Here is a 12,793-nt window from a genome sequence, read left to right on the forward strand (position 1 = left end):
CTGCTGTCTCCGTTTTTCGTGCGCGCGGCGGTGTCAGTTCGAAGTCCGGGCCACTGCACTGCCGTGACGTGAATTCTTCATACGCATCCGGCGTGCCTGAATCGTCGTCTTAGCGCGCATCGGGAGCTATTCCCAACTTGTCCGCCCACAGCATTTCGATCTGCATGCCATTCGGTTCGGTTTGCAGGATACGCACAGGCAGCCAGCCGAGCGCGGGCGCGAGCCAGATGTCGAGCTTGCGTTTGTCCCCTTCGCGGCGTGGCAGGCGCGTGAAGTGGCGCGCCGTGGTGAATCCGCCGCGCGACTGCACGTTTTCGTCGCCGACGGTTTCGAGTGCCCAGACTTCGTTGCTGTCGTTATCGGCGACGCTGAACTGGCGCGTCACGCCAGGCTTGTATTGATCGGGCGATCCGCGCACCAAACTGGACAATTGCATGACCACGCTGAAGCGGTCCTGCGCGCCATCGGCGAGCGGCTGGCTATTGGGCGTACGCGTATAGACGATCTGTCTGGTCTCGCGATTGAACACGGCGATATCGGCGGCGCGGCGGCCGCGTTGTTCGGAATACTGGTCCGGCGCGATGCCGAAGGTATCGATGTGACCTTTGCTCGAATAGACGTATGGACCGACGAAGGGCAGCGGAATGGAAACGACCATCTCGTAATGCTGTCCATCGTTCGTCCAGTGAATGGTGCCGGTCTGATTCATAACGCCGTTCACGAGCGTGTCGTAACGAAGCTCGCCGGATGGCGGCACGCTGAATTTGTCGCCGGATGCGACGGCTGGCTGCGATGCAGGCACGGCAGCTTGCGCGGATGCAGAAGCGGCAGAAGCGGCAGAAGCGGCTGCAATCGCGGCGGCTTGTGCTTGGGCGGTGTCGTCATCGGCAACGATTGGGGTGACAGGCGGCGCGGGCGTTGTTGACGGTGTGGGCGTTGGCGCCGGTGCGGCTGGCTTCGGTTGGGGTGTGGGCTTCGGTGGTTCGACAGCCTTCGTCGGTGCAGGTTTGACGGGCGTCTGTGCAGGCGTGGGAGGCTGTGGCGCAGGCGGCGCAACCGGTTTCTGTGTCAACAGTTCGACCTGCACGGGTGGGTTTTCCGGCGGCGGATTAACCGGCCGTTGCGCACGGCCAACCCAGCGCATCGCGCCCAAGTGCAGACACACGACGATCAGAATGACCAGCGCCCAGCGGCCCCAGCGGCGCGGCGGGTTTTCGGCATCGGATGGCTCGCCGGATGCAAAAGCGGTACTTCGACGGCGAAACGGGAAAAGTGGCATTGAACGAAGCGACGGAAAGGCGCGTGTTACGGAACACGAGGAACGTTTTCGACACATTTGAACGAAACGATGTTCCTTGAATGCGCCTCGCACGCGAAGCTTTTACAAAACGCGTCAAAGCGAGCGCTCGTCTTCCGCATAACCCAGCTCATACGACAAACCGCGCGCGCACTCACGCAGCGCGGAATCGATTTCACCGCCCCAGCGCGTGTCGAACGCGCCTTCGTGACCCAGTGCGATCAAACCCAGTGCGAGTTCGCCCGTCGAATCGAAAACCGGCGTGCAGAATGCATGAATCGATGGCAACAGCATGCCTTCCACGCGCGCCGCGCCATGTTCGCGCACACCGGCGAGAAGCGGCTCGACATCCGCGAGCGTTTTCTTCGTGGTGGCGAGTTCACGCGCGAGCATCGCCTGCGTCTTGCTGCGCGGCAGGTAAGCCGCGAACAGCAGACCAGTTGCCGACGAAAGCAGCGGCATGACATCGCCGAGCTTGAGCGATGCCTTCGCCGGATAGCTCGATTCCATCCAGTGCACGACGGTCGGCCCCTGATTGCCCCACACGGCGATGCCGACCGTCTGATCCAGCCTGTCGCGCAATTGCGCAAGCGCCAGGCGCGCGAGCTTCACGCCATCGACGCGTGCAAGGCGTGCCAGTCCCATCTGCAAGGCGAAGCCGCCGAGCTCGTAGCGCCCCGACAAGGGATCTTGCGATGCCAGCCCGAGCCGCACGAAGCTCACCAGATAGCGATGCGCCTTCGCCGGGCTCATGCCGGCCCGCTGCGCAAGATCGCGCAACATCATGGCACGCGGTTCGTTGGTGAGCACGTCGAGCAGACGAAAGCCGACTTCGATCGATTGAATGCCCGAGCGGGTTTTCTCTGAAGCGGTGTCGACGAGGTCGTCGTCCTGGGTTTCATCCATCTGGAGCGCGTAAAAAGGCTTATGCCGAATGGCCGACTCATCGACCGGCGATTCACCATCGTAAAATAGATTTTCCTTAACGTCATCACGGCTTACCCTTCGCTCTATGAAACTCGCCACGCTGAAAGACGGCACGCGCGACGGCCAACTCGTCGTCGTCTCGCGCGACTTGCGCACCGCGGCCATCGCCGATGGAATCGTCTCGACGCTGCAACGCGCGCTCGACGACTGGGCCTTCTATGCGCCGCAACTCATGGACGTCTACGAAGCGCTGAATCAATCGCGCGCACGCAATAGCTTCACGTTCGAACCCAAAGCCTGCATGGCGCCGCTGCCGCGCGCCTTCCAGTGGGCGGACGGTTCGGCCTACGTGAATCACGTCGAACTCGTGCGGCGCGCGCGCGGCGCGGAAATGCCGCCCGAGTTCTGGACCGATCCGTTGATGTATCAGGGCGGTAGCGACGATTTCATCGGGCCGACGGACGATATCGTGTGCGCGTCCGAATCGTTCGGCATCGACTTCGAAGCGGAAGTGGCGGTCATCACGTCGGATGTCCCGATGGCGCCCACGCCCGATGAAGCGTTGAAGAGCGTGCGCTTGCTGATGCTCGTCAACGATGTGTCGTTGCGCAATCTGATTCCGCCCGAACTGGCGAAAGGCTTCGGCTTCTTTCAAAGCAAGCCCGCGAGCGCGTTCGCGCCCGTGGCCGTCACGCCCGACGAACTCGGCGACGCCTGGAGCGAAGGCCGCGTGCATCGCCCGATGATCGTGCATTGGAACGGCAAGAAGGTCGGTCAGCCGGAGTGCGGCGTCGATATGGTCTTTCACTTCGGCCAGTTGATCGCGCACGCGGCAAAGACGCGCAACCTGCGCGCGGGGTCCATCGTCGGCTCGGGCACCATCTCCAACAAGGACGCGCGGCGCGGCTACTGCTGTATCGCGGAGAAGCGCTGCCTCGAAGTCATCGAGCACGGCGCGGCAGAGACGGAGTTCATGAAGTTCGGCGACAGCGTGAAGATCGAGATGTTCGACGAGCGCGGCAAGTCCATCTTCGGCGCGATCGATCAAGCCGTGACGCAACTGGAGCACTAAGGCACCGAGCGCGCGGCGGGGTTTAGCCCGATGCGTCGCGAGCCTTTGCCGTCTTACACTTGCCGGGCGCTGCGGCGTGAATGAAGTTCGAACTAAAGCGCGAATAAAACAACAAGGAGACGTTCCATGCGCAAAGGCAAGTGGAGGATGGCGGTGGCGGCGCTGGCATTCGCCTCGGTGTTCATGACGACTGGGGCCATCGCGCAGACGCCGCACGTGAAGATCGGTCTCGTGCTCTCGCTGACGGGGCCGGCTGCATCGCTCGGCATTCCGGCTCGGGAAACCGTCGCGCTTCTGCCCAAGGAAATGGGCGGCCGAGCGGTCGACTACATCGTGCTCGACGACGCATCCGACACCACGCAAGCGGTGCAGACCACGAAGAAGCTGATCAGCGAAGATCAGGTCGACGCGATCATCGGTTCGTCGATCACGCCGAACTCGCTCGCCATGATCGATGTCGTGTCGCAAGGTCAGACGCCCATGATCTCGCTCGCTTCGTCGGCGAAGATCATCGAGCCGGTGGACGACAAGCGGCGCTGGGTCTTCAAGACGCCGCAGACCGACGCGATGATGGCATCGGCCATTGCGGAACACGCGAGCAATCACGGCGTGAAGACGATTGCGTTCATCGGCCAGGCAGACGCGCTCGGCGAAACCTTCTACGCGGAAGTCGCGAAGTTCGCGCAGATCCACAAGATCGAAGTCGTGGCCAACGAGCGGTTCAATCGCACCGACCCGAGCGTGACCGGCCAGATTCTCAAGATTCTTGCGGCGAAGCCTGATGCCGTGGTCGTCGGCGCGGCCGGCACGCCTGCCGCCTTGCCACCCAAGACGCTCGCGCAGCGCGGCTTCAAGGGCAAGGTCTATCACAACCACGGGGTGGGTAATCGCGATTTCCTGCGCGTGTGCGGCACGGACTGCAACGGCACCTTTCTGCCTGCGAGCCCGGTGCTCGTCGCCGCCCAGTTGCCTGACGATCATCCGGCGAAGCGCCTCGCGCTCGACTACATCAAACTGTATGAAACGAAGCAGGGCGCGGGCTCGGTCTCCGCGTTCGGCTCGTATGCGTGGGATGCCGGCATGCTGCTCGATCGCGCCGTGCCCATCGCGTTGAAAGCGGGCGCGCCCGGCACGCCCGCGTTTCGCGCCGCGCTGCGCGACGCGCTCGAAAGCACGAAGCAGTTCGCCGATACCAACGGGCAGGTCAACATGACGCCCAACGATCACATCGGTCTCGATCAACGCGCGCGCGTAATGGTCGAGATTCGCGACGGCAAATGGATCTATCAGCCGCGCTGAACGCAACCTGACATCGACATGACCGACCTTGCCCTGTACTCGAATTACCGCTCGCTCGAACTGCGCCGCCATGCGGATGGCGTGCTCGAAGTCGTGATGCCCGGCGCGGGCGCGAACAAAAGCGGCCTCTCTACCGCCAATGCCAACATGCATCGCGAACTCGCGGAAATCTGGCGCGATATCGACCGCGATCCCGACACGCGCGTCGCGCTGATTCGCGGCGAAGGCAAGGGCTTTTCGGCGGGCGGCGATCTCGGGCTCGTCGAGGAAATGGCCAACGACTTCGACGTGCGCGCCCGCGTTTGGCGCGAGGCGCGCGATCTCGTGTACAACGTGATCAACTGCAGCAAGCCTATCGTTTCCGCCATGCATGGTCCGGCCGTCGGCGCGGGACTCGTCGCGGGTTTGCTCGCGGATATTTCGATCGCATCGAAGACGGCGCGCATCATCGACGGCCATACGCGCCTGGGCGTTGCAGCGGGCGATCACGCGGCCATCGTCTGGCCGCTGCTGTGCGGCATGGCCAAGGCCAAGTACTATCTGTTGCTATGCGAGCCGGTGAGCGGCGAGGAAGCGGAACGCATCGGGCTCGTGTCGCTCGCGGTCGAGGAAAGCGACTTGATGCCGAAGGCGCTCGAAGTCGCGAACCGTCTCGCGCATGGCTCGCAGACCGCGATCCGCTGGACCAAGTACGCGCTGAACAACTGGCTGCGCTCGGCGGGACCCACATTCGATACGTCCCTCGCGCTCGAATTCATGGGTTTTGCAGGACCAGACGTGCACGAAGGCATGCGCTCGTTGCGAGAGCGTCGCGCGCCGGACTTCCCCGGCGGCGCGCCGTTCTGAATCGGGGCACCCGAACACCTTGCTGAGGAGAGAACAATGACCGACAACGCCGGCGGCAACTCGCCATTCACGATGCCCGGTTTTCCCGGATTCGGCCAGGCCGACATGATGGGCAAGATGTGGGAGCTGATGCGCCTGAATCCGTTCGCCGCCGCGATGCAGGGCGGCGGTCAGGGCATGAGTCCGTCGCTCTCGGCGATGTCCGACATGATGGCGCCGCTCACCAACATCGAGGAACTCGACAAGCGCGTGACCGACATGCGCGCGGTCGAGCAGTGGCTGAAGCTCAACCTCAGCATGCTGCAATCGGCGATTCAGGCGCTAGAAGTGCAGCGGGCGACACTCGCCACGTTGCGTGCGTTCGGCGCGTACGCGCAGACGTCGATGGAAGGCAAGCAAACGCCTGCCGAGAAGCCGAAATCTGCAGCCGGCTGGCCGATGACCGGCGCGGCGAAGGAAACGCCTCCGCCACAAGCGGCGGCGCAACCGGCGGCGTCGAGCGAGGAGTCGGAAGAACCCAATGCGGATGCCGCGCTGCCGCCCGGGTTCGATCCGAGCGGCTGGTGGAACGTGCTGCAATCGCAGTTCAACCAACTGGCGCATCTCGCCATGATGCAGCCCGGCATGACGGGCGCGCCGGGTGTACAGCCGGAATCCGGTGACGCCGCAGCGTCCTCGACATCCGACTCCGATAACGGCGACAAGGCGTCCGATACCGCCGCGAAGAAAGCGCCCGCAAGGAAAGCCGCGCCGCGCAAGAAAGCAGAGTAGTCGAGCTAGCTGCCGGGGGCACACACATTCCTCCGGCTTATTTTTGCTTTCGGGCAAGTTCCTCGTATGCTCTGCCCGATTCCACTTTTAACGCTCGGCGTGCGTCCAAACGCCGACTCTCTCCGTATATTCAATGGCGCAACAGCCCGCCCGGACGTATCGCGGGCGGTTCGTTGTATGGCAATCGTTCGTTCCCCGCAATCGCGACGCCGCTGATCGGACTAGTTTTTGTCTATGATTGGATGGTTGTTCGGAAGGTTTTGTCCATCCGCGCTGCCGGGAACGCCTTGTGCGAGTGTACGTGTGTTCGCTTTCAATCCGAATTGTCCATGACAAATCAATCTGAGCAAGAATTCGAACGGGTGTCCGACGGGACGGCGTCATCCGAAAGATCGTCCTACAGCCATTCGGCTGAATTCGCGGTATCCGGCGTTGGTATTGGTGCAATCGCGCAGGAAATAGGTCTGACAAAAGACACCTTGCGCGTTTGGGAGCGCCGCTACGGCTTTCCGCAACCCATGCGTTCCGCCGGCGGCGAACGCCTGTATCCGCAAGAGCAGGTGTCCAAGCTGCGGCTCGTCAAACGTCTGCTGGATGCGGGACATCGGCCGAGCAAGGTTCTCGTGCAGCCAGTCGAAGCACTGCAGGAACTGGCGCAGTCGTCGGGTGTGGGACAGGATGCGCCGGACGTCGAACTCGATCACATGGTTTCGCTGCTGCGCTCGGGCGCCTACGACGAGTTCCGTTTTCTGCTCCTGAAGCGCGCGACCCGCGACGGTTTGGAACGTTTCGTCGTGGACGTGGCGGCGCCGCTCGCGGCTCGCGTCGGCAACGCGTGGGCAGCGGGTACGCTGCAGGTGTACCACGAGCATCTCTTCAGCGAAGCGATTCAAAGCACTCTGCGCTCCCTGATTCGACCGCTCTCCGATGCGCTGCGCGGACGTGGCGGACGGCCGCGCGTGCTGCTCACCACTTTGTCGGGCGAAGGTCACGGGCTTGGCATTCTGATGGCAGAGGCCATGTTTACTCTGTCTGAATGCGACTGCATGCAGCTCGGCCTGCAGACACCGCTCACCGACATCGTCGAAGCGGTGAAGATGCATGACATCGATATCGTGGCGCTGTCGTTTTCGGCCGTGCTTCCGGCGCAGTCCATCGCCAATGGCGTAACGGACCTGCGCAACATGCTTCCACCACACGTGCGCATTTGGGTCGGCGGTAGCAGTCCTGCATTGCGTCGCAAGTTTCAGGAAGGCGTCGACCACCTCCCTGGACTTGGACCTATCGACGAAACTGTGGCCGAGTGGCGTCAATCCGCCGTGCTATGATCGGCGAACGCCGCTGACGCAGGGCTCGGCGCAATTGCGCCGAGCCTCGACCATGTCACATGACAGTCGGCAGCGGCTGGCATCATCGGCGGAACAACGCCTCGGGCAGCACACGCGGCTGCCGATCGAACATACCTCAGGCACAGGACTCGCTCCTCACCCACGGTAGAAAAGACGCTGACAACGCAACATTGCACGTAAGTGCAGTGTTTACGCGGAGCGCAACGCGTACCGCGCGCCATTATCTGGCGCTTCATTGTCGGTTTTCGTCTTTGGCCGTCGCAATCCCGCGTAAAATTGAAAGCTTGGCTGCTTGCGTGCAGCAATTCGCGCCGCACGCTCGTGCCGAAGATCTTAGATATAACGTCGCATAAGTGGCATCAGGGGTGGACAATGAACACCATGCTTTATCCGGAACTGTACAAATCGCTGGAATCCGTCCGTTGGGACATGGAGAAGGACATTCCATGGGACAAGTTCGACGCGTCTCTGCTCACCGACGAGCAGGCCAAGACGATCAAGATGAACGCGATCACCGAATGGTCCGCTCTTCCTGCAACCGAGATGTTCCTGCGTGACAATCACAACGACAGTGACTTCTCGGCTTTCATCAGCGTGTGGTTTTTCGAAGAACAGAAGCACTCGCTCGTCCTGATGGAATATCTGCGGCGCTTTAAACCCGAGTTCGTGCCGAGCGAAGAAGAACTGCACGAAGTGCGCTTCGAATTCGATCCCGCGCCGCCGCTCGAAACGCTCATGTTGCATTTCTGCGGCGAGATTCGCCTGAATCACTGGTATCGCCGTGCGGCCGAATGGCATACCGAGCCTGTCATCAAGCATATCTACGAAACCATTTCGCGCGACGAAGCGCGTCACGGTGGCGCGTATCTTCGCTACATGAAGAAGGCGCTCGTGCAAGCGGGCGACACCGCGCGCGCCGCCTTCGCCAAGATTGGCGTGTTGATGGCGTCGGCGCGTCGCACGGAAAAGCCGCTGCATCCCACGAATCTGCATGTGAATCAGGCGCTATTTCCGCGTGATACGGTGCAGTCGCGTCTGCCGGACCCCGAATGGCTCGAGCGCTGGCTCGACGACCAGATCCGCTTTGACGACAGCTGGGAAAAGAAGGTCGTGGAGCGCATTCTGCACAACCTCTCGATTCTTTTCGAGCGCTCGTTCGTGACCGCGCAGGAGTTGAACCGCTATCGCAAGGAAGTGGTGCAGCGTCTGCAAGCGGCATCGGGCGGTGCGGCGGAACAGCCTGCCTGAGTTCTGGCTGGCGTCGGTCGCAATGGGTGAAACGGCTCGCCGGAGCAATCCGGCGGGCCGTTTTGCTTATGACCTCTGGATGACATTCGGAGGAACGTACTCGCGTGGCACAATCGCGCTTCGAGTTCTACTGCACTGAGCGCCGCCATGCCCGCCACTTTCGAACGCAAGATCACCACGCGCGATGCGCTCGCCGCGCTTCGCTTAAACCTCGCCGGACCGGTTGTTTTCACCAACGGCGTCTTCGACATTCTTCATCGCGGTCACGTCAGTTATCTCGCGGATGCGAAAGCGCTTGGCGCGACGCTCATCGTCGGCGTGAACAGCGATGCCTCCGTGCGCACGCTCGGCAAGGGCGACGATCGGCCGATCAATCGCGAAGACGATCGCATGGCGTTGCTGGCAGCGCTCGAGAGCGTGGACTGGGTGGTGAAGTTCGAAGAGACGACGCCGCTGCAACTCATCGATGCAGTGCATCCCGATGTGCTCGTGAAGGGCGGCGATTACGACATGGACAAGCTCGCGGAATCGGCGCTCGTGCGAGGTTGGGGCGGCACGGCGCTGGCCATTCCGTTCGAGCATGACCGGTCGACGACTGCGTTGCTCAGGAAGGTTCGCGCGCAGGGTTGAGTTGCTTGTTGGGGCATAGGCGCAAGGCACGGGAATCGCCCGTCAAGGCTGCGCGCATTCATTCGCCAAGGCACACATAAGGGTTTGCACGCCGAGCAGTACATGGACTCCACGCCGAATCGCAGACCGACAAACACGATGACACCGCCGGCGCAGACGCGAGCCCACGCATTGAATCACCGGCCGAATATCAGGCTGGGCCGCACGGTGAGACATTCACGAACAGCGACGAACTCACAAGTTATATGCACTCACCGGCCAAGTGAGCGCACCTGAATTCGCGGCAGGCGCGGGATCGAAAACGAAGCGCGCGCCGTACGCAGTCACTGGCCAAGCGGCCGCTCCTGCACATTTGCAGCAGGCGCGGGCGCGCCGACTTGCGGCTGATCCGCCGCCTCTTCGGGATGCAGCGCCCGCGTCACCAGCGTTTCCGGATGCACCTGTTCCAGCAGATGATGCGGCTCGCGCGCGCCGGCCGCGGGCAGCGGTCCGAAAGTGCTGCGCACGATCGCGAACATCAGCAGATTGGCCAAAATGAGTAGGGCGATCAGCCAGCGCAGCATGCTTGGGCTCCGTCAATCAATCAGAGAGTTTGCGAGATATCGGCGCAGTCGCGTCGCGCGCGATGAGCGCCAGGCCGGACAGCACGAGTGAATCATGGCGAGTATGCGGCACGGACAGCGCGCCCGCGATTTCATTCGCCGCACCGCCGCCTAGCACGAGACGCACTTCGGCTTGCCATTGCGCGCGCAGATCGTGCCACGCGCGCTCGATGAGACTCGCTTGCGCGAGCAGGCAGCCGGCGGAAAGCGCGGCGGCGGTATCGGTGGCGAAGAGACTCGCGGTTCGGTCGAGCGCGGCGCGCGCCGATGCGGCATCGAGCGTCGGCAACTGCGCCGTGTTGCTGCCGAGCGATTGCATCATCAACGACCAGCCCGGCGCGATCAGGCCGCCGATGAACGTGCCATCCGCGCGCAAGGCTTCGAGCGTCGTCGCCGTGCCGAAGGTGGCAATCAGCAGATGTTCGCCCGGAAACGCTGCCCGCGCGCCGATCATGCCTGACCAGCGGTCGCTGCCAAGGCGTTCCGGTGACGTGTAGCAGTTGACGACGCCGCATTGCCGCGCTTTCGCCCGGACGACCGTTCGCCGCAGATCGGGCCAGCGTACATCCAGCATACGTTCGATGCGCGCTTGCACCGAGGCGCCCGCCACGTTGGAAATCCACACGCTCGATGGCGTGGGTAACTCGGACCAGGCGGCTTCGGTCGATGGCGTCGCTGGCGCTGTTGCTTCGGACGTTATGGATGCGTCATCGCCGTTGGGTGCTTTATTCGCGTGCGTGTGCGCCGACGAATCGCGTGCCTCGAATGCGTCATGAAGCGGCTTCGGCGCCGGGTCAACTTGCACGGTCGCTTGTGAGAACGCGAAGCCGCGTGCATCGGCCGCGTCATGAGGCGACTTCGGCGCTAAGTCACTTTGCGCGGGCGTTTGCGAGAGCGCGGAGCCGCGTGCATCGAGCGCACCATGAAGCGGCTTCACGACGTCGCCAAGACCCGTCTCATCACGCTCATGCTCGAACGCCCCGTTCGCCATCCACTCGCCGCGCGAATCCACGAGCGCCCATTTGATTCGGCTATTGCCCGCGTCGATCAGCAAACACGGCGCCTCGCTCACGGACGCTCCTTCGCCAGGCGCAAACTCAGTTCGCCCGTTGCGACGACGCGCGGTCCTTCGGGCGCGTCGATCAGCAGATGGCCTCCGTCATCCACACCCGCCGCAATGCCACGCGTCACTTCCAGACCCTGATCGATCAACACGACTTCGCGCCCGGCGTAGGCATGCGCGTCCATCCAGCGCTGCCGAAACGGGCGGAAGCCTTCGGCTTCGAAGCGCGGCAGCGCGGCGTCGAGCGCGTTCAATAGCGCAGCGAGCGTCTCGGTAAGGTTCGCATCGGGCCAGGCGCGCGCAAGCGCGGCCGGGGTCGCGCCCGGTGCGGCGGAGTTTGCTTGGCGATTCGCGTCGTCGACCTGAGCGGCGAGCCGTTCGACGCCATGCAAGTTGATGCCGATGCCGATCACCACCGCCGTCGCTTGCGGCGTGCTCCATGCCGTTTCGATGAGGATGCCCGCGAGCTTGCCGTCGTCGAGCAGAACGTCGTTGGGCCACTTGAGCGCCGGACGCGCGGACGGCGTGAGCGGCAGGCGCGCGAGCGCGTCGAGCACGGCGGTGCCGATGGCGAGACTCAGACCCGAAAGCCCCTCGATGGGCCGCTTCAGCACATAGCCGACCGACATCAAAAGCGCGTTGCCCGGCTCCGCGAGCCACGCGCGGCCACGTCTTCCGCGTCCCGCTGTCTGTAGATAAGCGATGCGCGCAAGCGGCGCGCTTGCTTCCTCGTGCGATTTGTCGCGCGGCTGGGCGCGAAATTTCGCGAGCAGGTCGGCATTCGTGGAGCCCGTTTCATCGACGATTTCGATGGTCCACTCGCGGGCAGGCCGCTCGGCCAGCGTCGCGAGCCGGTTACGGTCGATGCGCCACGGCGCGTCCGGGGCGAAGGAAGAGGGTGGGTTCATGGCGGGTATTGTAGCGGCGCGCCGGCGCTCGTTACATACGACGCGCGCGCCCGGACAGCGAATATTAGGGCGCGCGAAAAGCAGAAATCACAGCCTATGATTCATAGGCGCTGCAGTTTTCTCGCGACCCCGGAAACCGTCAGCTATCGTTGTCTCTCGGATAACGGCGCCGCGCATGAAGCACGTTAATAACCGTAATTCGATCCGTGACTCGATATATCACGAGATAGTTCGGATGAACGACGAGCTCGCGGGTATTTGGCACGCGTCCGCGTCGATAAACGTAGGGATTGTCAGGCAAAGTTGCCACAGCATTCATCACGAGCTCGAAAAGCTTTTCGGCTGCCTGCGGATCGCGTTCTTCGATGTACTCGTAGATCTCCGTGAGCCGCCTGATTGCACGCGGTCGCCACTCAACGATCATTGCGTGTCTTTCGTTTCGCTGAAATCAGTGCCTCCATGTCCGCCAACACCCGGTCGTGCGGAATGGACGGTCGCGGGTCTTCCAGCGAAGCATCGATTTCCGCTCGAAACCACTTGTCATAGGCTTCGGCTTCTTCGACGGTATCGAATTCGTGAATCAGGGGGTCGAGGTCTTTAGCCATTTCGCATTCAAGTTGACTGGTCAAACGATGATATCGCAAGGGGGCACACGCGTCACAGGTCTGCCGAACGGCCAACATGGCGGATACAGCCATCCCACAACCCCCGCGCCATAACAGCGCCGCCTCATTAACCTTCGTTACAATGTCCTCTCCCCTTCACGCCGCGTTCTGACGCG

General features: G+C 62.6%; 14 protein-coding genes and 1 pseudogene. 7 read left to right on the plus strand and 8 right to left on the minus strand.

Features of this window, described 5'->3' with window-relative positions; genetic code table 11:
* Positions 1 to 109 precede the first annotated feature (109 nt).
* Together NCR98_RS00980 and NCR98_RS00985 are read right to left on the minus strand one after the other, a co-directional pair.
* The gene (locus NCR98_RS00980) at positions 110 to 1,279 is read right to left on the minus strand and encodes a DUF3108 domain-containing protein (protein WP_250525306.1); all 1,170 of its coding nucleotides are present in this window, start codon (positions 1,277 to 1,279) and stop codon (positions 110 to 112) included.
* 114 nt (positions 1,280 to 1,393) lie between these two features.
* Complete coding sequence (locus NCR98_RS00985; RefSeq protein WP_250525307.1) at positions 1,394 to 2,203, minus strand: IclR family transcriptional regulator; 810 nt, start codon at positions 2,201 to 2,203, stop codon at positions 1,394 to 1,396.
* A gap of 106 nt (positions 2,204 to 2,309) precedes the next feature.
* Between NCR98_RS00985 and NCR98_RS00990 the strand changes: the two genes are divergently transcribed.
* The 7 genes from NCR98_RS00990 to rfaE2 all read left to right on the plus strand — a co-directional run bounded on the left by NCR98_RS00990 (position 2,310) and on the right by rfaE2 (position 9,439).
* On the plus strand, positions 2,310 to 3,296 hold the full coding sequence (locus tag NCR98_RS00990) for a fumarylacetoacetate hydrolase family protein (RefSeq protein WP_244826835.1): 987 nt from the start codon (positions 2,310 to 2,312) through the stop codon (positions 3,294 to 3,296).
* A gap of 126 nt (positions 3,297 to 3,422) precedes the next feature.
* The gene (locus NCR98_RS00995) at positions 3,423 to 4,595 is read left to right on the plus strand and encodes an ABC transporter substrate-binding protein (protein WP_250525308.1); all 1,173 of its coding nucleotides are present in this window, start codon (positions 3,423 to 3,425) and stop codon (positions 4,593 to 4,595) included.
* 18 nt (positions 4,596 to 4,613) lie between these two features.
* Positions 4,614 to 5,441, plus strand: a complete 828-nt coding sequence (locus tag NCR98_RS01000; protein ID WP_250525309.1) for an enoyl-CoA hydratase/isomerase family protein — start codon at positions 4,614 to 4,616, stop codon at positions 5,439 to 5,441.
* Positions 5,442 to 5,477: 36 nt separating this feature from the next.
* Positions 5,478 to 6,212 (plus strand): PhaM family polyhydroxyalkanoate granule multifunctional regulatory protein, encoded by a 735-nt coding sequence (locus NCR98_RS01005; RefSeq protein WP_250525310.1) that lies wholly within the window; start codon positions 5,478 to 5,480, stop codon positions 6,210 to 6,212.
* A 329-nt stretch (positions 6,213 to 6,541) separates the two neighbouring features.
* The gene (locus NCR98_RS01010) at positions 6,542 to 7,540 is read left to right on the plus strand and encodes a MerR family transcriptional regulator (protein WP_250525311.1); all 999 of its coding nucleotides are present in this window, start codon (positions 6,542 to 6,544) and stop codon (positions 7,538 to 7,540) included.
* Positions 7,541 to 7,933: 393 nt separating this feature from the next.
* On the plus strand, positions 7,934 to 8,809 hold the full coding sequence (locus NCR98_RS01015) for a ferritin family protein (RefSeq protein WP_244826839.1): 876 nt from the start codon (positions 7,934 to 7,936) through the stop codon (positions 8,807 to 8,809).
* A gap of 147 nt (positions 8,810 to 8,956) precedes the next feature.
* Entirely contained in the window at positions 8,957 to 9,439 is a 483-nt protein-coding gene (gene rfaE2 / locus NCR98_RS01020) for a D-glycero-beta-D-manno-heptose 1-phosphate adenylyltransferase (RefSeq protein WP_244826840.1), read from the plus strand.
* Positions 9,440 to 9,762: 323 nt separating this feature from the next.
* Here rfaE2 and NCR98_RS01025 read toward each other — a convergent pair whose 3' ends face one another.
* The 6 genes and pseudogenes from NCR98_RS01025 to relB form a co-directional block, all read right to left on the minus strand.
* Complete coding sequence (locus NCR98_RS01025) at positions 9,763 to 10,002, minus strand: hypothetical protein (protein WP_244826841.1); 240 nt, start codon at positions 10,000 to 10,002, stop codon at positions 9,763 to 9,765.
* A 16-nt stretch (positions 10,003 to 10,018) separates the two neighbouring features.
* Entirely contained in the window at positions 10,019 to 10,846 is an 828-nt protein-coding gene (locus tag NCR98_RS01030) for a type III pantothenate kinase (protein ID WP_250525358.1), read from the minus strand.
* Between the two features lie 165 nt (positions 10,847 to 11,011).
* Positions 11,012 to 11,113 (minus strand): annotated as a pseudogene (locus tag NCR98_RS01035) (type III pantothenate kinase); the annotation flags it as partial.
* Positions 11,110 to 12,012 carry a biotin--[acetyl-CoA-carboxylase] ligase gene (locus NCR98_RS01040; protein ID WP_250525312.1) on the minus strand — a complete coding sequence of 301 codons (903 nt, stop codon included), beginning with the start codon at positions 12,010 to 12,012 and terminating at the stop codon, positions 11,110 to 11,112. The gene NCR98_RS01040 and the pseudogene NCR98_RS01035, both read right to left, overlap by 4 nt.
* A gap of 139 nt (positions 12,013 to 12,151) precedes the next feature.
* A complete protein-coding gene (locus NCR98_RS01045) occupies positions 12,152 to 12,436 on the minus strand; it encodes a type II toxin-antitoxin system RelE/ParE family toxin (protein WP_250491704.1) in 285 nt (94 codons plus the stop codon).
* Positions 12,426 to 12,617 (minus strand): type II toxin-antitoxin system RelB family antitoxin, encoded by a 192-nt coding sequence (gene relB, locus NCR98_RS01050; RefSeq protein ID WP_250491705.1) that lies wholly within the window; start codon positions 12,615 to 12,617, stop codon positions 12,426 to 12,428. Before relB ends, NCR98_RS01045 begins: the two co-directional genes overlap by 11 nt.
* Between the last annotated feature and the right edge of the window lie 176 nt (positions 12,618 to 12,793).

Source organism: Caballeronia sp. GAWG2-1 (assembly GCF_023631405.1).
GTDB lineage: Bacteria > Pseudomonadota > Gammaproteobacteria > Burkholderiales > Burkholderiaceae > Caballeronia.